The following is a 20,288-nucleotide window of genomic DNA, read 5'->3' as shown; positions in this document are numbered from 1 at the left end:
AATTCACCGGGCCCGCCGCCCGCATGCCCCGCCTGCCACCACGAGGTTCCGATCCCCATGACCCGACCCGTCGTCACCCGCTTCGCGCCGTCGCCCACGGGCTATCTGCATATCGGCGGCGCGCGCACGGCGCTGTTCAACTGGCTCTATGCCCGCGGGCGCGGCGGCCGGTTCCTGTTGCGGATCGAGGACACGGACCGGGCGCGCTCGACCGAAGCGGCGACGCAGGCGATCTTCGACGGGCTGGGCTGGCTCGGGCTCGACTGGGACGGCGAGGCGGTCAGCCAGGCCGCGAATGCCGACCGCCATGCCGCGGTGGCGCGCGAGATGCTGGAGGCGGGCCACGCCTATCGCTGCTGGGCCAGCCAGGAGGAGATCGAGGCCTTCCGCGAGGCCGCGCGCGCCGAGGGCCGCTCGACCCTCTATCTCAGCCCGTGGCGCGACGCCGATCCGGCGGACGCCCCCGACGGCCCCTTCGCAATCCGGCTGAAGGCGCCCCGCGACGGCGAGACCGTGATCGAGGACAGGGTGCAGGGCCGCGTCACCTTCCGCAACGACCAGCTCGACGACATGGTGCTGCTGCGCTCCGACGGCACGCCGACCTACATGCTGGCCGTGGTGGTCGACGATCACGACATGGGCGTGACCCATGTGATCCGCGGCGACGACCACCTCAACAACGCCGCACGGCAGGCGCAGATCTACGACGCGATGGGCTGGGAGCAGCCGGTCTGGGCGCATATCCCGCTGATCCACGGCGCCGACGGCAAGAAGCTGTCGAAGCGCCACGGCGCGACGGGCGTGGGCGAATACGCCGAGATGGGCATCCCCGCCCCCGCGCTGCGCAACTACCTGACCCGGCTGGGCTGGAGCCATGGCGATGACGAGTTCTTCACCGACGCGCAGGCGCGCGACTGGTTCGACCTCGACGGGATCGGCAAGGCCCCGGCGCGGCTGGATCTCAAGAAGCTCGAAAACCTCTCCGGCCAGCATCTGAGCGTAATGGCGGATGACGCGATCCTCGCCGCCGTGGCCGACTGGGCGGCGCGGACCGGGCGGGCCCCGATCGACGCCGCGCGGCTGCGCCCGGCCATCCCGCTCGTGAAGGACGCGGCCCGCACCCTGCCCCAGCTGATCGACCGCGCGGCCTTCGCCCTGGCCGACCGTCCGATCCGTCCCGACGAGAAGGCGGAGAAGGCGCTGGACGCGGTATCCCGTGGCATACTGTCCGAATTGACGCCGCACCTGCGAAATGCTAGCTGGACCCGCGACGCGCTGGAGGGTGTCGTGGGCGATCTGGCCCAGGCGCACGGTATCGGCCTGGGCAAGCTGGCCGCGCCCCTGCGCGCCGCTCTGGCCGGTCGCACGGCAACCCCCAGTGTCTTCGACATGATGCTCGTGCTGGGTCGCGACGAGACCCTCGCGCGGATTTCCGATGCCGCCACCGCGGCCTGACGAAGAGACTGGAAAGGCGGGGTTCCACCGCCAGATCAACAGGTTGCGGATACCCGCTTCCACCCGACCGGAAGGACTGACATGGCCGACACCCCCAAGACCGCGACCCTGACGCTTGACGGCGAAAGCTACGACCTGCCGATCCATTCGCCCTCCGAAGGGCCCGACGTGATCGACATCCAGAAGCTCTATGGCTCCGCGGGGGTGTTCACCTACGATCCCGGCTTCACCTCGACCGCCGCATGCGAAAGCGCGATCACCTTCATCGACGGCGCCGAGGGCGTCTTGCTGCACCGCGGCTATCCGATCGACCAGCTCGCCGCCGAGTCCCATTACCTCGAAGTCTGCTACCTTCTGCTCTACGGCGAGCTGCCCTCGGCCGAGCAGCTCGAGACCTTCGAGACGACGGTCACGCGCCACACGATGATCCACGAGCAGATGCACAATTTCTTCCGCGGCTTCCGTCGCGATGCGCATCCGATGGCGACGATGGTGGGCGTGGTCGGCGCGATGTCGGCCTTCTACCACGACAGCACGGACATCAACGATCCCTGGCAGCGCGAGGTCGCGTCCTTCCGCCTGATCGCCAAGATGCCCACCATCGCGGCGATGGCCTACAAGTACTCGATCGGCCAGCCCTTCGTGTATCCGCGCAACGATCTCGATTACGCGGCCAATTTCCTCAACATGTGCTTCTCGGTCCCCGCCGAGCAGTACAATCCGGACCCGATCCTCGCTCGCGCGATGGACCGGATCTTCACGCTGCATGCCGATCACGAGCAGAACGCCTCGACCTCAACGGTGCGGCTGGCGTCCTCTTCGGGCGCGAACCCCTTCGCCTGCATCGCCGCCGGCATCGCCTGTCTCTGGGGCCCGGCGCACGGCGGCGCCAACCAGGCCTGCCTCGAGATGCTGCGCGAGATCGGGACGGTCGACCGCATCCCCGAATTCATCGCCCGCGCCAAGGACAAGAACGATCCGTTCCGCCTGATGGGCTTCGGGCACCGGGTCTACAAGAACTTCGACCCGCGCGCGAAGGTGATGAAGCAATCCGCCGACGAGGTGCTGGAGCTTCTGGGGATCGAGAACAACCCCACGCTCCAGGTCGCCAAGGAGCTGGAGAAGCAGGCGCTCGACGATCCGTATTTCGCCGAGAAGAAGCTGTTCCCGAACGTCGATTTCTACTCGGGCATCATCCTCGAGGCGATGGGCTTCCCGACCTCGATGTTCACGCCGATCTTCGCGCTGTCGCGCACCGTCGGCTGGATCTCGCAGTGGAAGGAGCAGCTGTCGGACCCGGCGCTGAAGATCGGCCGCCCGCGCCAGCTCTATACCGGGCCGACGCAGCGCGATTACGTCCCCGTTGCCAAGCGCTGAACGGGCGCACTCGAGACAGCGAAAGGCCCGAGTCCCGCGATCCGGGCCCTTTTGCTGCGCGCCCGGGCCCGGGTCAGCGCAGACCGTCGTAATGCATCCGGAGACGCTGCAGCGCGATCCGCAGCACGATCTTGCCCGACCGGGCGGCCCAGCCCATGCGCTTCTCCGCGGCCTCCAGGCCTTCGAGGAAACAGCACACCCGCAGCACCACATCGGCAAGCCCCGGCCCGAGAGCGCGCAACGCCTCGGAGACGCGGGCGCGGGCATCCTCGGGCCCGGCCAGAGGATCACCCGCCGCCATCTCGCCGCGCCCGCCCGCCGTCAGGAACCGCTCCCAGTTCTGGCCGACCCGGGGGCCCATCTGCGCCCGCTCGAAATCCTCCCGCAGCCGTTCGCCCGCCACGACGAGATCCATCGACAGGAACGGCTTGCCGTCCCGGTCGCGCTTGCGCGCCAGCGCGCCCAGCGGCGACTCGGCCAGGTTCACGCGCAGGGACTCGCCCTCGCCTTCGGGCAGGACCCGCTCGCCCATCTCCATATGCTGGGTCAGGAAGGGGCTGGGACTTTCGGACATGCCGCGCGCCTCGACCTTGCGGGCGAGATCGGCGTCGAGCAGCCGGCGCAGCGCCGCGCGCCCGGCCTCGGTGATGCGGTAGCGCGTGACGCGGCCGACCTTGAAGCAGGACACCCAGTCCTTCAGCACGAAGGCCTGCGCCACCGCCTTGGGCAGGGTCGCGATCCGCGTCGGCGTTCCGTCCGTGTCCCGAAGAACCACCGCCTGCGGCATCTCCTGGCCGACCGCGAGAAACGCGCCCGACTCGCAGAGGCGGCGCAGCACGCGGCGCGCCTCGCGTGTCAGCGTGTCGTCGTCGATCAGGGAAGCGCGGTCGGGGATGGCTGACATCTGGCTGTCGTCCTTTCGGGGATGGGTGTGTGCGGCGGCGCCTCCAGCGGCCCGGGCCAGCAGGTCGAGCGCGTCGTCGACCAGCGGATCATCGCGCCGCCGCTCGATCTGGCGCACCTGGCGCAGAACGGTCGAGGCGGCGCAGCCGACCTCGCTTGCGACATGGCGCAGCGGCCGCCCGGCATAGGTGTGCTGCAGGTAGACGCGGGCCGCGTCGGGCACCCATTCGGGCAACCGATCGCTCTGCGCGGAAGGGGCGGGCGGGGACACCATAAAGGCCTCGATACGGGCTGTGGAAAACCCGGTCAGGACTCGCGGCGATTGGTTACCAAGCCGTTAATTGTAATGTCCGCCAGACAGAATTGTTTCCAAGATGTAAACGCCTCGCCGGCAGCGTTCGCCGCTCCGCGACAAGGCGCAACAGGCCGCCTCCGCGGCGCAGACTGGACCCCGTGATTTTCATCGGCGGAGGCCAGCCCCATGTGCGATCTCATCAGCGACGTGAACCGCTTGCGGCGTCCTCGCCTGCTCATCGAGGCTGCGGTCCGCGGCCAATCCGCCTATCAGCGCCGGCGCGACCTGCGCCGGATGCTGCGGATCGCCATCCCGGTCGATGCGCGCGCCGCGCTCGCCAAGCTGCTGCCGCTCGAGGCCGCGCTGGAGAAGCGGCGCGTCACCTGCGACAAGAACTACTCGGCCGCCCGGCATGTGGATATCATGATCGCGCTGATGGCCGAGGCGCGCAGCCTCAAGGCGGAGAAGCCTCAGGCCGCGACGCCGTCGAGCCCCGCCTTGCGGCGCGCCACGTAATCGGCCAGCGCCTCGCGGATCGCCGGGTCCAGCGGCGGCGCCTCGTAATCGGCCAGCATCTTCGCCATCTTCGCCTGCGCCAGCGCGCGGGTGTCGCGCGCGCCCTCCTCCAGCCAGGTCTCGAAGGGCTTGTAGTCGAAAAGGCCGGACCGCCAGAAGGCGGCTTTGAAATGCGCCTGCGTGTGCTCACAGCCCAGGTAATGCCCGCCCGGGCCCACCTCGCGGATCGCGTCCAAAGCCTGCGCCTCGGTGCCGTGATCCACGCCCGCGGCCATCTTGTGCAGGATCCCGAGCTGGTCGGCATCCATGACGAATTTCTCGAAATCCGCCACCAGACCGCCCTCCAGCCAGCCGCAGGCATGCAGCATGAAGTTCACGCCCGCCAGAAGACCCGCGTTCAGCGAATTCGCCGTTTCGTAGGCCGCCTGCGCGTCGGGCAGCTTCGAGCCGCAGAAGGATCCACCCGACCGGTAGGGCAGCCCCATTCGCCGCGCCAGCTGTCCCGCGCCGTAGGTGATCTGCGCCGCCTCGGGCGTGCCGAAGGTGGGCGCGCCCGAATTCATGTCGATCGAGGTGACGAAGGCGCCGAAGATCACCGGCGCGCCGGGCCGGACCAACTGGCTGTAGGCCACGCCCGCCATCACCTCGGCCAGCACCTGCGTCAGCGTCCCCGTGACCGAGACCGGCGCCATCGCCCCGCCCACGATGAAGGGCGAGATGATGCAGGCCTGGTTGGCGGTCGCGTATTCCTCGAGCGCGCCCATCATGATCGAGTCGAAGGTCAGCGGCGAGTTGATGTTGATCAGGCTGATCAGCGCCGTGCGATCCCGAAGCCCGCCGAACAGGATATCCGTCATCTCGACGGAATCGCGCGCGCGGCTGGGCTCCGTCACCGAGCCCATGAAGGGCTTGTCGGTCAGCGTCATATGCGCGGTCAGCATGTCCAGGTGGCGCGTCGCGACGGGGATATCCGTGGGCTCGCAGACGGTGCCGCCGGAATGGTGCAGCCAGGGCGACATGTGGCCCAGCTTCACGAAGATCTCGAAGTCTTCCATCGTGGCGTAGCGGCGCCCGCCGGCGTCGCGCACGAAGGGCGGGCCGTAGATCGGCGCCAGCACGAGGTTGCGGCCCCCGATCTCGACGTTGCGCTCGGAATTGCGGGCGATCTGGGTGAAGTTCGCAGGCGCCGTCGCACAGAGCTTGCGCGCGAGCCCGCGGGGGATGTGGACGATCTCGCCGCGCACATCCGCGCCCGCCTCGCGCCAGCGTTGCAGCGCCGCGGGGTTCTCGACGAAGGCGACGCCGACCTCCTCCAGCACCGTCTCGGCATTCCGCTCGATGATCTCCAGCGCCTCCGCCGAGAGGAGCTCGTAATCGGGGATTTGCCGCGTGATGGTCCCGGCGGTGACGATCTTGCCGCTCGTCCGCTCGGCCCGGCGCGCGGCGCCGCCGCCACCGCGTTTCCTGCGCGTGCCCTCGACCATTCCCATCCTCCGTCGTCCCTGACCTGCGGATAGCCCGCGTGCCCGGGCCCGCGCCGCCGATTTGCGCCCTGCGCGGGCGAAAGGCGACACGGCGGCGCGGCGTTGACCCCGATTGGGCAAGCTGCAAAAGCTGCGCCGTATGACCGGTACGATCATCCTGCCCTACAGCGCCAAGCGCGTGACCCGGACCGACCTCGACGAGATCGGCGCCCGCATCGCCCGGCGCGCGCCGCTCGTCTCGTTCCAGCCCTTCGACGTGGCCTTCCCGCCTGCCTGGCTCGAGGGACCCTTCCGCGCGCCGGTCGTGACGGTCACGCTGAACGTGACCGGCGCGAAACGGCTGCTGAAGCGGGTTCCGGGGCCGAAATACGTCGCCGCGAACCCCACGAAACTCGCGCTCCTCAAGCATCTGGCCGCGTCTGGCCTGCCGGTGCCGGTCTCCGCGCCGCTGACCGAAAGCTTCACGCCCGATCCCGCGCAGTTCGGCCCCTACCTCACCGTGAAGACCATGGCGCCCGGCACCTCGCGCGCCAAGGGCATCGTCAGCCTGAAGACCGCCGATTTCGCAGGCCAGCGCGCCAAGCTCCTCAAGACCTATGCCGAGGAGATCGCCGCAGGGCACCGGCCGATCGTCCAGCGCTACGTCCCGACCGGCAAGCGCCCGACCCATGTCCGCGTCTCCTGCGTGTTCGGCCGCGCGGTGGTGTCCTTCCGCACGACCGCGCCCAAGCCCTTCGACCCGGAGTCGATGCGCGGGATCGTCGGCGGCGTCTCCACCTCGAACGCTGCCGCCACGCGGTCCCGCACCCTCGAGGCCGAGGCGGAGGTGGTGGAACTGGGCGAGCGCGCTGCGAAGGCCTTCCCCGACATCCCCGTGATCGCGACCGACATCATCCGCGCCTCAGATACCGGCCAGCTCTTCTGCCTGGAGGCCAATGTCGGCAACCTCGCCGCGCTCTCGGCCCCGATCTGCGACGAGCTGCGCGCCGACCTCGGCGGACAAGCCCTGCTCGACCAGTTCGGCGCCTATGACGTGATCGCCGAAACCTTCCTCGAAAAGCTCGAAGCGGCGCGCTGAAACCGCGGCATCTTGCGCCCGGATGCCGCCCCTCCTACCAAGCACCATGCAAGCCGCCACCGAACACCAGCGCCTCCTGATCGTCGATTTCGGCAGCCAGGTGACGCAGCTCATCGCCCGCCGCCTGCGCGAGCTGAACGTCTATTGCGAGATCTGGCCTTTCCAGCGCGTGACGCCGGAGAGCCTGCGCGAATTCGCCCCCCGCGCCGTCATCCTCTCGGGCGGCCCGGCCTCCGTGCCCGAGGCGGGCTCACCCCGCCCGCCGGCCGAGATCTTCGAGCTGGGCGTCCCGATCCTCGGGATCTGCTACGGCCAGCAGGTCATGCAGCAGATGCTGGGCGGTCGCGTCACGCGCGGCGAGGGTACCGCGGAGTTCGGGCGCGCCTGGGTGTCGCCCGAGGGCAAGCTCGACCTGCTGGAGGGCTGGTTCGACGGGCTGGAAGCCACGGGCCGCGAACAGGTCTGGATGAGCCATGGCGACCACGTCGCCGAACTCGCCCCCGGCTTCGAGGTGTTCGGCACCTCGCCCGGCGCGCCCTTCGCCATCACCGCCGACACGGCGCGCCATTTCTACGCCGTGCAATTCCACCCGGAGGTGCATCACACCCCAAAGGGCGCGCGGCTTTACGAGAACTTCATCCGCATCGCCGGGTTCGACGGCGACTGGACGATGGCGGGCTACCGCGAACAGGCCGTGCAGGCGATCCGCGACCAGGTGGGCGACGCCAAGGTGATCTGCGGGTTGTCGGGCGGCGTCGACAGCTCGGTCGCCGCGGTCCTGATCCACGAGGCGATCGGCGACCAGCTCACTTGCGTCTTCGTCGATCACGGCCTCCTGCGGCAGGGCGAGGCCGACGAGGTCGTGACCATGTTCCGCGACCATTACAACATGCCGCTGATCCATGCCGACGAGCGCGAGCTGTTCCTGGGCGAGCTGGAGGGCCAGTCCGACCCCGAGACGAAGCGCAAGATCATCGGCAAGCTTTTCATCGACGTGTTCCAGAAACACGCGGGCGAGGTCGGCGGCGCGAAGTTCCTCGCGCAGGGCACGCTCTATCCGGACGTGATCGAGTCGGTGTCCTTCAGCGGCGGGCCCTCGGTCACCATCAAGTCGCATCACAACGTGGGCGGCCTGCCCGAGAAGATGGGCCTGAAGCTCGTCGAGCCGCTGCGCGAGCTCTTCAAGGACGAGGTGCGCGCGCTGGGCCGCGAGCTGGGCCTGCCGCCCAGCTTCATCGGCCGCCACCCCTTCCCTGGCCCCGGCCTCGCCATCCGCTGCCCAGGCGAGATCACGCGCGAGAAGCTCGACATCCTGCGCCGCGCCGATGCCGTCTATATCGACCAGATCCGCCGGCACGGCCTCTATGACGAGATCTGGCAGGCCTTCGTCGCCATCCTGCCCGTCCGCACCGTGGGCGTCATGGGCGACGGCCGCACCTACGACTTCGCCTGCGCGCTGCGCGCGGTGACCAGCGTCGACGGCATGACGGCCGACTACTATCCATTCACTCACGAATTCCTCGGCGAGACGGCGACCCGGATCATCAACGAAGTTCCGGGCATCAACCGCGTCACCTACGACATCACCTCGAAGCCGCCGGGCACGATCGAATGGGAATGAGTCGGGTCTGAGCCCCGGCGACCTCCTCCCTCAGCCCAGCGCCGCCGCCGGCATCGCCCGCTCGATCAGCCGCTCGGTATGCGGCACCTCGGCCCCGCCATAGGCCAGACCGGTCCCGCCCAGCCGGGCGACGCAGAACGCCTCGAACACGGCCGGATCACCCTCCGACAGGGCCTCCGCCTGGAATCCCAGCGCCAGCCGTTCGGCGAAGCCGCGGGCATCGGCCTCGTCCGGCGCGTGGTCGAAGCCCGCGAGATGCGCATCCAGCGCCGGATGCAGACCGCGCAGGGCCGCGAACCGCTCCGCCACGGCGTCGGTCACGGCCGGATCCCGCAGCGCGCGCAGAAGGTCGAGCGCGATGACGTTGCCCGAACCCTCCCAGACCGCGTTGAGCGGCGCCGCCCGGAACAGCCGGCCCATCGGCGCCTCCTCGACATAGCCCGCGCCGCCATGCGCCTCGAGCGCCTCGTGCACCACGCCCACCTGCCGCTTGCAGACCCAGTATTTCGCCGCCGGCACCGCGACGCGGGCCAGCGGGTCCCCCGCATCCATCAGGGCCGCCCCCCGCAGCGACAGCGCCACCGCCGCCTCGACCTCGAGGCAGAGATCGGCCATCAGCACCCGCATCGCGGGTTGGTCGATCAGCCGGCGCTGGAAGGCCCGGCGATGCGCGACATGCCAGAGCGCCTCGCGCAGCGCCGCGCGCATCCCCCCGGCCGACCCCGCCACGCAATCGAGCCGCGTCTCGGCCACCATTGCGATGATCGTCGCGATGCCGCGCCCGGGCGGGCCGACGGCGATGGCGCGGGCGCCGTGATACTCGATCTCGGAGGAGGCGTTGGCCCGGTCGCCCATCTTGTCCTTCAGCCGCATGATGCGCATGCCCTGCGCCCGGCCCTCCGGCAGGACCCGCGGCACGAGGAAACAGGACAACCCCTCGGGGCCCTGGGCCAGCGTCAGGAACCCGTCCGACATCGGGGCCGAGCAGAACCATTTATGCCCGTCCAGCACCCACCAATCGCCATCGGGGCGCGCCGTCGTCGTGTTAGCCCGCACGTCCGAGCCGCCCTGCTTCTCGGTCATCGCCATGCCGAGCGTCAGGCCTTCCTTCTCGGGCGCGGGCAGGTGGCGCGGGTCGTAGCGCGCGGCGCGGACGCCCGCGGCCCAATCCTCCAGCCCCGCCGCCGCCAGCACCGGCATGGCGGCATGGGTCATCGACATCGGACAGACCACGCCCGCCTCGGCCTGGGTCATCAGGTAGAGCCGCGCGATATGGCCCGCCCGTCCCTCGCCCGTCCAGGCCGCGGCGGCGACGCGACCCGTCTCCAGCCCCAGCCCCATCAGCTCGTGATAGGCGGGGTGGAACTCGACCCGGTCGATCCGGTGGCCGTAGCGGTCATGGCTGTGCAGGACGGGCCGGTTCTCGTTGGCGAGCCGCGCCAGCTCTCGCGTCTCCGCCCGGCCCGCGGCATCCCCGAACGACGACAGGGCGGCGGGGTCGCCCCCGGCCCGCGCCAGCGCGTCGCACAAAGCGGCGTCGTCCGCCAGATCCAGGTCCGGCACGGGCGGCGGCTGGTTCGTGACCTCGTGGTTCATGCCGCCAAGCCTGCCCCCGCCGCGCGGATCGGGCAAGCGAAGCCTCGCGTCAGCGCCCCGCCACGCGGCTGCGCCGCTCCAGCATCACGACATCGCGCCATTGCCGCGCCATCGGCCCGTGCGACATGCGGCCCAGCCGCTTGCGCAGTCCCAGCCGCGCGAAGCCGCAGCGCTCGTGCAGGCGCAGGCTCGCGGTGTTCTCCGGAAAGATCTGCGCGACCAGCGTCCACCAGCCCGCCGCCTCGCTCTGGGTCACCAGCCGTTCCAGCAGGTGCCGCCCGATCCCCTGCCCCCCTGCCGCGGCCGCGACATAGGTGCTGACCTCGCCCACCCCCGCGTAGACCGCGCGGTCCGAGGTGGGCGAGATCCCGGCCCAGCCCAGCACCGCGCCGCCGCGCTCGGCGACCAGCGCCAGCGCGAAGGCGTCCTGGAAGCTGTCCCAGTCATGCGGCAGGTCGCGAAACGAGGCATGGCCGGTCGCCAGCCCCTCGGCATGGATCGCGCCGATCTCCATCCCGTCCCGCGGCCGCGGCGGGCGCAGCGTCACGCTCATCGCCCGCGAAACAGCCCGCCCAGCACGCCGCGCACCAGCGACCGGCCCGCCCGCGTGCCGAGCGAGCGCGCGAAGGACTTGGCGAAGGCCTCGCCCACGCTGTCGCCCCGCCCCGACCGGCGCGCGGTGGACCGCCCCACCCGCTCGCCCGAGTAGCGCCGCCCGGCGCGGTATTCCCGTTCCGCCGTCTCGGCCTCCGCCTCGGCGCGCTCGGCGGCCTCGGCCTCCTTCGCGGCGGTCTCGGCGCGCGCGGCCAGCACCTCGAACGCGCTCTCGCGGTCCACCTCCGCCTCGTATTTGCCGTCGATGCCGCTGCCGCCCAGCACGCGCCGCCGTTCGCCGGGCGTGATCGGGCCCAGCTGCGAGGCGGGCGGGCGGATCAGCGTGCGCTCGGCCACGCCGGGAATGCCCTTCCGCTCCAGGAGCGACGTCACGGCCTCGCCCACCCCGACCTCGCGAATCGCGTCCTCGATCTCGAAGCGCGGGTTCTCGCGGTAATTCTGCGCCGCCTGGCGCAGCGCGGTGCGGTCCTTGGCGGTGAAAGCGCGCAGCGCGTGCTGCACCCGGTTGCCCAGCTGGCCCAGGATATCCTCGGGGATGTCCTCGGGGTTCTGCGTCACGAAATAGACGCCCACCCCCTTGGAGCGGATCAGCCGGGCGACCTGCTCGACCTTGTCGACCAGCGCCTTCGGAGCGTCGTCGAAGAGCAGATGCGCCTCGTCGAAGAAGAAGACGAGCTTCGGCTTCTCCGGGTCGCCCACCTCGGGCAGCTCCTCGAAGAGCTCCGAGAGCAGCCACAGCAGGAAGGTCGCATAGAGGCGCGGCGAGCCCATCAGCCGGTCGGCGGCGAGGATGTTGACCATCCCGCGGCCGTCCGGATCGTGGCGGAACAGGTCGGCCAGCTCCAGCGCCGGCTCCCCGAAGAGCTGCGCGCCGCCCTGCCCCTCGAGCTGCAGCAGGCTGCGCTGGATCGCGCCCACGCTGGCGGTCGAGACGTTGCCGTAGCGCAGGCTCAGATCCTTGCGGTTCTCGCCCACCCAGACCAGCAGCGACTGCAGGTCCTTGAGATCCAGCAGCGCCAGCCCCTGCTCGTCGGCCACGCGGAAGGCGATGTTGAGTACGCCCTCCTGCGCGTCGGTCATCTCCATCAGCCGCGCCAGCAGAAGCGGCCCCATCTCGCTGATCGTTGTTCGGACCGGATGGCCCTGCTCGCCGTAAAGATCCCAGAAGGTCACCGGCGCCTCGCGATAGGCGAGGTGCAGCCCGATCTTGCCGGCCCGCTCCATGAAGGGGGCATGGAGCTTGTGCTCGGACGTGCCCGGCATCGCCATGCCCGACAGGTCGCCCTTCACGTCCGACAGGAAGACCGGCACACCCGCATCCGAGAAACCCTGCGCGAGGATCTGCAACGTGACCGTCTTGCCGGTTCCGGTGGCGCCCGCGATCAGCCCGTGGCGGTTGGCATAGTCCAGCCGCAGGTGCTGCGGCGTGCCGTAATCGGGGCCGCCGCCCCCGATGAAGATCCCCGTCGTGTCGTCCATGCCGTCCCCGTCCCGTTTACGCGGTGTTAATGCTCCGCACGGCATAACAGGTCGCACGGCGGCGCGTCACGCGCAGCCGTTCTTTCCCTCCCTGTCGACTGGCCGCGCGACGCTCCCGTCGCGCGGCCCTTTTCCGGCCGCGGACCGTGGGTCCGGGCCCGGAAAAAAGGGCGTTGACGGCTCGATGCGGCCTGCGTAGGGTCCCGCTCATATCAAGTCGGCCAGTCCGACGGGGAGAGAAAGAAGACGGAAAAGGACCTTCTCACGGGTCCTTTTCTGCGTTGGGGCTCCGCCTCGCTCCGGCCCGCGCAGGATCCCGCCATCTGCCCCCTGCACCCCGCCGCGCAGCCGTGCTAGAGCGGCGCAAATCATACCGACAGGAGTGATGCCGACATGATGGCCCTGCAACCGAACGCCACCCGTTTCGCGACGATCTTCGCCCTGACCGCCGCCCTCGCGATGCCCGCCCTCGCGCAGGACGAGGGCGCCCCCGCCGAGGCGCCCGCCGCCGAACAGCCCGCCCCGACCCCGGCCCCGGCCGCGCCGGGCGGTGGCCTGGCGACCGGTGAGGCGGTCGGCGCGGCCGGCGGCACCGGCCCCGAGATCTATGTCCGCGAGGAGCACGGCGCCTGGGAGGTCCGCTGCCTGCGCGCCCCCGAGGGCCAGACCGATCCCTGCCAGCTGTTCCAGCGGCTCGAGGATCAGAACGGCAACCCGACCGCGGATATCAACTTCTTCGACCTGCCCGATGGCAACGAGCTGGTCGCGGGCGCGACCGTTCTGACGCCGCTGCAGACGCTGCTGACCGCGCAGGTCCAGCTCAGCGTCGATGGCGGCCAGCCGCGCCGCTACCCGTTCAGCTTCTGCGACGCGCAGGGCTGCTACTCGCGCATGGGCTTCAACGCCGCCGATATCGAGGCGTTCAAGCGCGGCGCCAGCGCGACGCTGGTCGTCGTGCCGGCGCTGGCCCCCGATCAGCCGGCGCAGCTGACCATGTCGCTCTCGGGCTTCACCGCGGGCTACGCCGCCATCGAGGTCGCCAACCCCGAGTGACGCGCGGGGATACTTTCACAGGAAGGGCGCCCAGCGGGCGCCCTTTTGCGTGCCGCAGGGCGAATGCCGGTCAGACCGCTTTCAGCGCCAACACCGCGTTCATGCCCCCGAAGGCGAAGGCGTTGGAAAGGCAGGCCCGCACCGGGCTCCGGCGCGCCGTGTTCGGGACCACATCGAGGTCGCAAGCCGGGTCCGCCGCCTGCCAGTTCGCCGTCGGCGCGATCACGCCCTCGCGCAGCGCCATCAGGCAGGCCAGAAGCTCGATCGCGCCGGTCGCGCCGATGCAATGGCCGTGCATCGCCTTGGTCGAGCTGACCGCCAGCCGGTCGGCGGCGGGGCCGAAGACCTCCCGGATGGCCGCCGTCTCGACCCGGTCATTCGCCGTCGTCCCGGTGCCGTGGGCATTCACGTATCCGACATCCTCCGCGGCGAGGCCCGCGTCGCGCAACGCCCCCGCCATCGCCCGCGCCGCGCCGTCCTGCGCGGGCTGCACGATATCGGCGGCGTCCGACGACATGGCCGCGCCCGCGATTTCCGCCAGGATCTCGGCCCCGCGCGCGCGGGCGCGCTCGTAGTCCTCCAACACAAAGACCGCCGCGCCTTCGCCCTGCACCATGCCTGAGCGCGTGGCGCAGAAGGGCCGGCAGGTATCGCGCGACATGACGCGCAGCCCCTCCCAGGCCTTCACGCCGCCGAAACACAGCATCGCCTCGGCCCCGCCCGTCAGCATCACGTCGGCCTGCCCCGCCCGGATCGCCAGCGCCGCCTGGGCGATGGCGTGGTTCGACGAGGCGCAGGCCGAGGAGACCGTGAAGGACGGCCCCTTCAGCCCCCATTCCATCGACAGATGCGCGGCCGCGGCGGAGTTCATCAGCTTCGGCACGGTGAAGGGATGGACGCGGTTCTTCCCGGCCTCGTAGACGGCGCGGTAATTGTCGTCCTGGGTCTGCAACCCGCCGCCCGAGGTGCCCAGGATCACGCCGGCGCGCAGCGCGTCCCCTTCGCTCAAGCCCGGCGCGGCCTGCGCCATCGCCTCGCGCGCGGCCAGCACGGCGAATTGCGTGTAGCGGTCGAACAGCGTCAGCTGGCCCCGGTCGAAATGCGCGCCCGGGTCGAAGCCCTTCACCTGCGCGCCGATGCGGATGTCCAGCCGGTCAAGATCGCGCAGCTCCAGCGCCCCGATGGCCGAGCGCCCGTCCCGCATGGCCGTCAGCGTCGCGGGCACGTCGCGGCCCAGCGCGTTGACCGTCCCCGCGCCGGTCACGACGACGCGCCTCATCCGGCCTGCTCGGCCCTCAGCCGCGCCACGGCATCGACCACCGCCCCCACTGACGAGATGTCGAAGCCCGAGGCCTCGGGCGCGTTCGCGTTGAAGGGCACGCGGATGTCGAACGCCTCCTCGATCGCGAAGATCGCCTCGACCACGCCCATCGAGTCGATGCCGATCTCGCCGAGGCTCTGGTCGTCGGTGACGTCGGCTGGGTCGATCATCGCCTGCTCGGCCAGGATCGCGTGAACGCGTGCGCGGGTGTCGTCACTCATCGCGCTTGCCCGGCACCAGACCGGCCACGGTCTTGCGCAACTCGGCCACCTGCTCCGACAGGCGCGGCAGGCGGCGCAGCGCGCGGTACATCGCCATGTTGGTGTCCATCTTCGTGGCCGGGTAGCCCAGGATCACCTCGCCTGCCGCGACGCGGGTGAAGATCTTGGTGCCGCCGCCGGCCACCACGTCATTCCCGACCGTGATGTTGTCGTTGACGCCCACCTTCCCGGCCAGCACGACGCGGTCGCCGATGGTGCAGCCGCCGGCCACCCCGACCATCGAGCAGAACAGGCAGTCCTCGCCCACGACGTTGTTGTGTCCGATCATCACGAGGTTATCGATCTTGGTGCCCCGCCCGATCACGGTGTCGGCCACGGTGCCGCGGTCGATGGTGGTATTCGCCCCGATCTCGACATCGTCGCCGATGCGGACCGCGCCCAGCGAATGGATCCGTGTCCAAGCCTGTTCGCGGATATCACCCTGATCGCCCAAGGTCTTCCGAGCCCGCTCGACGCCCGACTCCTCGGGGGTGACGAAGCTGAACCCGTCGCCGCCGATCACGACGCCGGGCTGCGCGATGAACCGGTCGCCGATCACGACGCGCTCGCACAGCACCACGCGGGGCTGCAGCAGCGCATCATCGCCGATGACAACGCCGTCGCCGATGGCGCATCCCGCCCCGATCCGGGCATTCGCACCGATGCGCACATCGGCCCCGATCGTCACGAAGGGCCCGATCCGCGCGCCCGGGCCCAGCGCGGCGCTGGCATCGACGACCGCACTGGGGTGGACGCCCTCCGGCAGGCGCGGCCCGGGATCGAGGGCCGCCGTGATGCTGGCCATGGCCAGCCGCGCCCGCGGCACGAGCACCGCGCCCTTCAGCCCGAAGCCCTTCCAGTCGGCGCCATCCCACAGGATCGCCGCCCGCGCCTGGCCCGCGCGCAGCGCGTCGCCATAGGCGGGCGACATCGCCAGCGCCAGGTCGTCGGGCCCGGCCGCGTCCGGCTCGGCGGCGCGCGCGAAGCGGAGCGTGCCATCGCCCTCGACGGGACGGCCGAGCGTCTCGGCGATCTGCTGAAGCGTGAACATCTGGGCTCCTCCGGGGCGCGGCTGCCTCCGGGGGCGACTTAACTCCGCTCCGCGTCCAGTTCCACCCCGGCAGCGCGAAGCGCGTCGAGCACGCGTGCGTCGCGGCCATAGGGATCGCCGCGATAATTCACGCGCCCGGTGGGCGTCACCCAGGCCGACCAGTAGACGAGATGCACGCCGATCGGCTGCTCCAGGTTCACCCGCCGCTCGCGCCCGGCATTCAGGACGGCGCTGAAGTCGCCCACGGGGTCGGCGGTCTGCGGCGCGAGCAGGTGATAGGCCAGCTCGAGGGGGCGGGCCACGCGGACGCAGCCATGGCTGAAGGTCCGCAGGTCGCGCGCGAAGAGGCTGCGCGACGGCGTGTCGTGCAGGTAGATGTTGTAGCGGTTCGGGAACATGAACTTCACCCGCCCCAGCGCGTTCTTCGGCCCCGGCGGCTGCTTCAGGCTGAAGGGGAAGTTCGACGCGTTGTAGCGGCTGAAATCGATCAGCGCGCGGTTCACCGGGCCGTTGCGGCCATAGACCTGCAGGTGCCGCGCCCCGCCCCGGCGCAGGACGGGCAGGTATTCGTTGACGGTGATCGAGCGCGGGACGTTCCAGGTGGGATTGATGACCATATGGGTCATCGTGTCGCTGAACTCGGGCGTGCGGCGGTCGGGCGTGTCGGCACCGACCACGACGACGGTGTCGAAGGTGACCTTGCCGTCATCGACGACATAGGCGTGTTGCTCGGCCAGGTTCACCAGGATGTGGCGCGGCTCCAGTTCCTTGTTCATCCAGCGCTGGCGCTCGAGCCCGACGAGGATCTGGCCCATCCGGTCGGCCAGCGGCACGTTCACCGCGGCCAGCGTGGCCGCGCCTGCTTGGCCGTCGGGGCTGAGCCCGTGATCGATCTGGAAGGCGCGCACGGCGGCCTCCATCTCGGCGTCGTAGACAGCCACGGCCGAGCGACGCAGATAGCCCATGCGGATCAGCCGGTTGCGCAGCGCGATGACCGCCTCGCCCTGGTCGCCGGGTTCGAGCCCGCCGCCCGGCACCGCGTCGCCCCAGCCGCCCGCGGCGCGCGCCTCCTCCAGCCGCAGCTTCTCGCGCAGGAGGCGGGTATAGGCGGGTGATGTCGGCCAGAGGCCCTGCACGAAGGCGTAAGGGTCGCCCTCGGTGAAGGCGGTGATCTGCTCCAGCCAGTCGCGACGCGGCAGATCGACCACGATCCCACGATCCACCTGGCGCGGGTCCAGCACGCCCGAGCTCACGTCCTGGGCATAGCGCAGGAAGCGCCGCGTCATCTCGACTTCCAGCAGGCCGCGCTCGGACCCGGTGGCTGCGGCGGCGAATTCGGCGCGGATCGTCGCGGCGTCATAGCGGCCCTCGGGCAGCCCGTGATCATGAGCGGCGTCTAACGCCCAGAGGAAGGCCGCGCGCCGATGCTCGGCCCCCTCGCCCATCCAGATCGGGGCGAAATCGCGGGCGCGATAGAAGGCGGCGATCGATTCGTCTTCCGCGGCGGCCTGGGCCACCGCCTGCTTGAAGGGCGTGACCAGCGGTTTCGCGAAGGCGGGCGCGGTGGCCAGCAGCAGCGCCAGCACCGCGGCGGTCGGTCTGAGGATCATGATGCGGTCCTTCATGTCGGTCGCCGCAAGACGCTATCGCAGAAGTCCCTCAAGTCCATTCACCTTTTCCCAATCCTCGCGCTTTAGGCAGGCCTGCAACAGGTCGGAGATTGGTTTCCGAAAATCGTCCGATTGGCGGAAACCCGCCAAATCGTGCACCGCCCGGCAACCCGGATCGGGGAATCGCCAAACTTATGCCACATGAGGACCGTCACATGGGGATGAGACACCTGAGGCCGCGAAGACGGTCCAAGACGAATGGGGCAACAGTGGTACATCACGAAATGAAGGCGCGTGCGCCCGCTCTGACGCGGCGTGGACTCCTCGGTGCGTTCGCCGCGACGGCGGTCACGGCGGCACCGACCTACGCCAACGCGGTCGGGTTCCTGCGCGGCGCCGGCGACGTCCGCCGGCTCAGCATGCACAACGCCCGCACCGGCGAGAGCATGAACACGATCTACTGGATCGAGGGCGAGTATATCCGCGACGCGATGAACGAGATCAGCTTCTTCTTCCGCGACTGGCGTCGCAACGAGGTCAAGCCGATCGACAATCGCACGCTCGACATCATCGCCGCGACCCACAACCTCGTCGACGCGCGCGAGCCGTTCCTGCTGCTGTCGGGCTATCGCTCGCCGGCGACGAACGCGGCTCTGCGCAGCCGGTCGGGCGGGGTGGCGCGCAACTCGCTGCACCTCAAGGGTCAGGCCGCCGATCTGCGGCTCAGCTCCCGCTCGGTCAGCCAGGTGGCACGCGCCGCGGCCAGCTGCGGCGCGGGCGGGGTCGGAAAATATTCCGGCTCGAACTTCACCCATGTCGATTGCGGCCAGGTGCGCAGCTGGGGTCGCTGACCCGCGGCACCGCCCGACCGACCGATCGCCCGACGTGACCGCCGCCCCAGCCCCGGGGCGGCCGTCGGCGTTCAGGCGTGGGCTTTCTCGGGCTGCCGGAACACGAAGCAGCGGTCGCGGCGGATCGACAGCCACATGACCGTCCCGGCCCGCGGCAGGAAGACGGCCGGCACCGTCGCCGTCACCCGCGTCCGGCCGTCATCCATCACGAACTCGACCAGGCTCTCCTTGCCCATGAACCGCGCCCGCTCGACCGTGCCGCGCGCCGGCGTGCCCTCGGTCTCGGTCGGGCTCGGCCCGCGCCCGTTGCGGTCGAAATCCAGGCGGACATGCTGCGGGCGGAAGACGATGTCGACCATCGTGCCGTCGGCATGGCCGGGGGCCAGGAACTGCCCGAAGGGCGTATGCGTGAGCGCGCCGTTCACTTCGGCCGACAGCGTGTTGATATCGCTGAAGAAGGCCGCGGCCTCGCGGTCCACCGGCGCGTTGTAGATGTTGTAAGGCGCCGCGCGCTGCACGATCCGCCCGTCGCGCATCAGCGCGATCTCGTCGGCCATTCGCATCGCCTCGTCGGGCTCGTGCGTGACCAGAAGGACGGCCGTCCCCTCCTCCTTCAGAACGTTCAGCGTCGCGTCGCGGATGCCGTCGCGCAACCGGTTGTCGAGACCCGAGAAGGGCTCGTCCATCAGCATGATCCCCGGACGCGGCGCCAGGGCCCGCGCCAGGGCCACCCGCTGCTGCTCGCCGCCCGAGAGCTCGTGGGGATGCTTGCGCCCGTAGCCCGCGAGGTCGACGCGGATCAGAAGCTCCTCCACCCGCGCGTCCGAGACGCCGTCGCGCCGCAGCCCGAAGCCGATATTCTGCGCCACCGTCAGATGCGGGAACAGCGCGAAATCCTGAAACATCAGGCCGACGCCGCGATCCTCGGGCGGGATATGGACGTGATCGTCCGCCACGACCTTGCCGTTCAGCGTGACGGTCCCCGCATCCTGCCGGTCGACGCCCGCGATGATCCGCAGCGTCGTCGACTTGCCGCAGCCCGACGGGCCCAGAAGGCAGGTCACCTGCCCCGCCGCGACCGACAGATCGATCCCGTCGACCACGCGGCGGCCGCCCAAAATGCGGGTCAGCCCCTCTGCCTTAAGCCGTGGGATCATGCGCGGCGAATATCCGAGTGTTACAGTCGGGATCGGTTAGCAGCCGCGCGACCGGGGGTCCACCCGGTCAGAGAACCTCGCCGGTCTGCTTCTCCTGCCGGGCGTAGAGATAGATCAGGAAGGACAAGAGCAGCACCAGACCGATCGACACCCAGGGCAGCCAGCCCCCGCCCACCAGCGCGATGACGCTCGGCTCGGCCACGAAGACCATCCAGGCGCAGAGCACGACCAGCGACAGGAACGCGAAGGCCAGCATCCAGACCGCGGCCCGCAGATGCGCCAGCAGGCTCAGCGCCCCGATCAGCGCCAGCGTCGCGTGCAGACCCCAGAGGCCGTGGACCCAGTCGGGCAGCGTCGTCAGGAACGCGATCTGGTCGGCGGGATACATCTCCAGCCAGCCGTCGATCAGCCCGTAGGAGATCATCACGTATTCGGCCATGCCCAGCAGGCCGTAAAGCAGGGCGATGAACCCCATGACGTAGAAATGCATGCGCCGCATGTCCGCTCCCTCGAAATCGATCTTGCCCGGTTAGCACGGATCGGCGGGGTGGCAAACGCGAAGGGAG

General features: G+C 70.2%; 18 protein-coding genes. 7 read left to right on the top strand and 11 right to left on the bottom strand.

What is annotated here, in order from left to right:
• The first annotated feature begins 57 nt into the window (after positions 1–57).
• Together gltX and gltA are read left to right on the top strand one after the other, a co-directional pair.
• Positions 58–1,455, top strand: coding sequence for a glutamate--tRNA ligase (gltX, locus tag P8627_RS16055; protein ID WP_279965259.1), 1,398 nt, complete (start codon positions 58–60; stop codon positions 1,453–1,455).
• An 81-nt stretch (positions 1,456–1,536) separates the two neighbouring features.
• Positions 1,537–2,832, top strand: coding sequence for a citrate synthase (gltA, locus tag P8627_RS16050; RefSeq protein ID WP_279965258.1), 1,296 nt, complete (start codon positions 1,537–1,539; stop codon positions 2,830–2,832).
• A 73-nt stretch (positions 2,833–2,905) separates the two neighbouring features.
• On the opposite strand, the gene P8627_RS16045 is transcribed toward gltA, so the two are convergent.
• Positions 2,906–4,009, bottom strand: a complete 1,104-nt coding sequence (locus P8627_RS16045) for a DUF6456 domain-containing protein (protein ID WP_279965257.1) — start codon at positions 4,007–4,009, stop codon at positions 2,906–2,908.
• A 207-nt stretch (positions 4,010–4,216) separates the two neighbouring features.
• On the opposite strand from P8627_RS16045, the gene P8627_RS16040 reads away from it, so the two are divergent.
• Positions 4,217–4,546, top strand: a complete 330-nt coding sequence (locus P8627_RS16040) for a DUF6477 family protein (RefSeq protein WP_279965256.1) — start codon at positions 4,217–4,219, stop codon at positions 4,544–4,546.
• Here P8627_RS16040 and P8627_RS16035 read toward each other — a convergent pair.
• Positions 4,501–6,030 carry a trimethylamine methyltransferase family protein gene (locus P8627_RS16035; protein ID WP_279965255.1) on the bottom strand — a complete coding sequence of 510 codons (1,530 nt, stop codon included), beginning with the start codon at positions 6,028–6,030 and terminating at the stop codon, positions 4,501–4,503. The two genes, P8627_RS16040 and P8627_RS16035, sit on opposite strands and share 46 nt — an antisense overlap.
• A 139-nt stretch (positions 6,031–6,169) precedes the next feature.
• Here P8627_RS16035 and P8627_RS16030 point away from each other — a divergent pair, with 139 nt between their 5' ends.
• Together P8627_RS16030 and guaA are read left to right on the top strand one after the other, a co-directional pair.
• Positions 6,170–7,108 carry an ATP-grasp domain-containing protein gene (locus P8627_RS16030; protein ID WP_279965254.1) on the top strand — a complete coding sequence of 313 codons (939 nt, stop codon included), beginning with the start codon at positions 6,170–6,172 and terminating at the stop codon, positions 7,106–7,108.
• A gap of 46 nt (positions 7,109–7,154) precedes the next feature.
• On the top strand, positions 7,155–8,729 hold the full coding sequence (gene guaA, locus P8627_RS16025; protein ID WP_279965253.1) for a glutamine-hydrolyzing GMP synthase: 1,575 nt from the start codon (positions 7,155–7,157) through the stop codon (positions 8,727–8,729).
• A gap of 30 nt (positions 8,730–8,759) precedes the next feature.
• Here guaA and P8627_RS16020 read toward each other — a convergent pair whose 3' ends face one another.
• From P8627_RS16020 to P8627_RS16010, 3 genes are read right to left on the bottom strand one after another with little or no spacing between them, the layout of a single operon-like run.
• On the bottom strand, positions 8,760–10,325 hold the full coding sequence (locus P8627_RS16020) for an acyl-CoA dehydrogenase family protein (RefSeq protein WP_279965252.1): 1,566 nt from the start codon (positions 10,323–10,325) through the stop codon (positions 8,760–8,762).
• A gap of 49 nt (positions 10,326–10,374) precedes the next feature.
• On the bottom strand, positions 10,375–10,878 hold the full coding sequence (locus P8627_RS16015; protein WP_279965251.1) for a GNAT family N-acetyltransferase: 504 nt from the start codon (positions 10,876–10,878) through the stop codon (positions 10,375–10,377).
• Entirely contained in the window at positions 10,875–12,419 is a 1,545-nt protein-coding gene (locus P8627_RS16010; RefSeq protein ID WP_279965250.1) for a helicase HerA-like domain-containing protein, read from the bottom strand. The genes P8627_RS16015 and P8627_RS16010 overlap by 4 nt, the downstream gene beginning before the upstream one ends.
• 393 nt (positions 12,420–12,812) lie before the next feature.
• Here P8627_RS16010 and P8627_RS16005 point away from each other — a divergent pair, with 393 nt between their 5' ends.
• Complete coding sequence (locus P8627_RS16005) at positions 12,813–13,472, top strand: invasion associated locus B family protein (RefSeq protein WP_279965249.1); 660 nt, start codon at positions 12,813–12,815, stop codon at positions 13,470–13,472.
• 70 nt (positions 13,473–13,542) lie between these two features.
• Here the strand turns inward: P8627_RS16005 and P8627_RS16000 are convergent, their stop codons facing one another.
• The 4 genes from P8627_RS16000 to P8627_RS15985 are packed head-to-tail and all read right to left on the bottom strand — an operon-like array spanning position 13,543 to position 17,714.
• Positions 13,543–14,751, bottom strand: a complete 1,209-nt coding sequence (locus tag P8627_RS16000) for a beta-ketoacyl-[acyl-carrier-protein] synthase family protein (protein ID WP_279965248.1) — start codon at positions 14,749–14,751, stop codon at positions 13,543–13,545.
• Entirely contained in the window at positions 14,748–15,014 is a 267-nt protein-coding gene (locus P8627_RS15995; protein ID WP_279965247.1) for an acyl carrier protein, read from the bottom strand. The genes P8627_RS16000 and P8627_RS15995 overlap by 4 nt, the downstream gene beginning before the upstream one ends.
• Entirely contained in the window at positions 15,007–16,104 is a 1,098-nt protein-coding gene (lpxD, locus tag P8627_RS15990) for a UDP-3-O-(3-hydroxymyristoyl)glucosamine N-acyltransferase (RefSeq protein WP_279965246.1), read from the bottom strand. Before lpxD ends, P8627_RS15995 begins: the two co-directional genes overlap by 8 nt.
• A gap of 38 nt (positions 16,105–16,142) precedes the next feature.
• On the bottom strand, positions 16,143–17,714 hold the full coding sequence (locus tag P8627_RS15985; RefSeq protein WP_279965245.1) for a L,D-transpeptidase family protein: 1,572 nt from the start codon (positions 17,712–17,714) through the stop codon (positions 16,143–16,145).
• 284 nt (positions 17,715–17,998) lie between these two features.
• Here P8627_RS15985 and P8627_RS15980 point away from each other — a divergent pair, with 284 nt between their 5' ends.
• Positions 17,999–18,565 carry a YcbK family protein gene (locus tag P8627_RS15980; protein ID WP_279967501.1) on the top strand — a complete coding sequence of 189 codons (567 nt, stop codon included), beginning with the start codon at positions 17,999–18,001 and terminating at the stop codon, positions 18,563–18,565.
• Between the two features lie 71 nt (positions 18,566–18,636).
• Here the strand turns inward: P8627_RS15980 and P8627_RS15975 are convergent, their stop codons facing one another.
• Entirely contained in the window at positions 18,637–19,722 is a 1,086-nt protein-coding gene (locus P8627_RS15975; protein ID WP_279965244.1) for an ABC transporter ATP-binding protein, read from the bottom strand.
• 67 nt (positions 19,723–19,789) lie between these two features.
• Positions 19,790–20,221 (bottom strand): hypothetical protein, encoded by a 432-nt coding sequence (locus tag P8627_RS15970; protein ID WP_279965243.1) that lies wholly within the window; start codon positions 20,219–20,221, stop codon positions 19,790–19,792.
• Positions 20,222–20,288: the final 67 nt, after the last annotated feature.

Source organism: Jannaschia sp. GRR-S6-38 (assembly GCF_029853695.1).
Lineage (GTDB): Bacteria > Pseudomonadota > Alphaproteobacteria > Rhodobacterales > Rhodobacteraceae > Jannaschia > Jannaschia ovalis.
The sequence above is the reverse complement of the archived record's forward strand: the minus strand, read 5'-3'. Positions and strand labels throughout refer to the sequence as shown.

Excerpts from the sequence above, each read along its gene's own strand:
- P8627_RS16035 (WP_279965255.1), bottom strand. The coding sequence starts at position 6,030 with ATGGTCGAGGGCACGCGCAGGAAACGCGGTGGCGGCGGCGCCGCGCGC.
- P8627_RS16005 (WP_279965249.1), top strand. The coding sequence starts at position 12,813 with ATGATGGCCCTGCAACCGAACGCCACCCGTTTCGCGACGATCTTCGCC.
- guaA (WP_279965253.1), top strand. The coding sequence starts at position 7,155 with ATGCAAGCCGCCACCGAACACCAGCGCCTCCTGATCGTCGATTTCGGC.
- P8627_RS15970 (WP_279965243.1), bottom strand. The coding sequence starts at position 20,221 with ATGCGGCGCATGCATTTCTACGTCATGGGGTTCATCGCCCTGCTTTAC.
- gltA (WP_279965258.1), top strand. The coding sequence starts at position 1,537 with ATGGCCGACACCCCCAAGACCGCGACCCTGACGCTTGACGGCGAAAGC.
- gltX (WP_279965259.1), top strand. The coding sequence starts at position 58 with ATGACCCGACCCGTCGTCACCCGCTTCGCGCCGTCGCCCACGGGCTAT.
- P8627_RS16010 (WP_279965250.1), bottom strand. The coding sequence starts at position 12,419 with ATGGACGACACGACGGGGATCTTCATCGGGGGCGGCGGCCCCGATTAC.
- P8627_RS16045 (WP_279965257.1), bottom strand. The coding sequence starts at position 4,009 with ATGGTGTCCCCGCCCGCCCCTTCCGCGCAGAGCGATCGGTTGCCCGAA.
- P8627_RS16000 (WP_279965248.1), bottom strand. The coding sequence starts at position 14,751 with ATGAGGCGCGTCGTCGTGACCGGCGCGGGGACGGTCAACGCGCTGGGC.
- P8627_RS16015 (WP_279965251.1), bottom strand. The coding sequence starts at position 10,878 with ATGAGCGTGACGCTGCGCCCGCCGCGGCCGCGGGACGGGATGGAGATC.
- P8627_RS16030 (WP_279965254.1), top strand. The coding sequence starts at position 6,170 with ATGACCGGTACGATCATCCTGCCCTACAGCGCCAAGCGCGTGACCCGG.
- P8627_RS16040 (WP_279965256.1), top strand. The coding sequence starts at position 4,217 with ATGTGCGATCTCATCAGCGACGTGAACCGCTTGCGGCGTCCTCGCCTG.
- P8627_RS15975 (WP_279965244.1), bottom strand. The coding sequence starts at position 19,722 with ATGATCCCACGGCTTAAGGCAGAGGGGCTGACCCGCATTTTGGGCGGC.
- P8627_RS16020 (WP_279965252.1), bottom strand. The coding sequence starts at position 10,325 with ATGAACCACGAGGTCACGAACCAGCCGCCGCCCGTGCCGGACCTGGAT.
- lpxD (WP_279965246.1), bottom strand. The coding sequence starts at position 16,104 with ATGTTCACGCTTCAGCAGATCGCCGAGACGCTCGGCCGTCCCGTCGAG.
- P8627_RS15985 (WP_279965245.1), bottom strand. The coding sequence starts at position 17,714 with ATGATCCTCAGACCGACCGCCGCGGTGCTGGCGCTGCTGCTGGCCACC.
- P8627_RS15995 (WP_279965247.1), bottom strand. The coding sequence starts at position 15,014 with ATGAGTGACGACACCCGCGCACGCGTTCACGCGATCCTGGCCGAGCAG.
- P8627_RS15980 (WP_279967501.1), top strand. The coding sequence starts at position 17,999 with ATGAAGGCGCGTGCGCCCGCTCTGACGCGGCGTGGACTCCTCGGTGCG.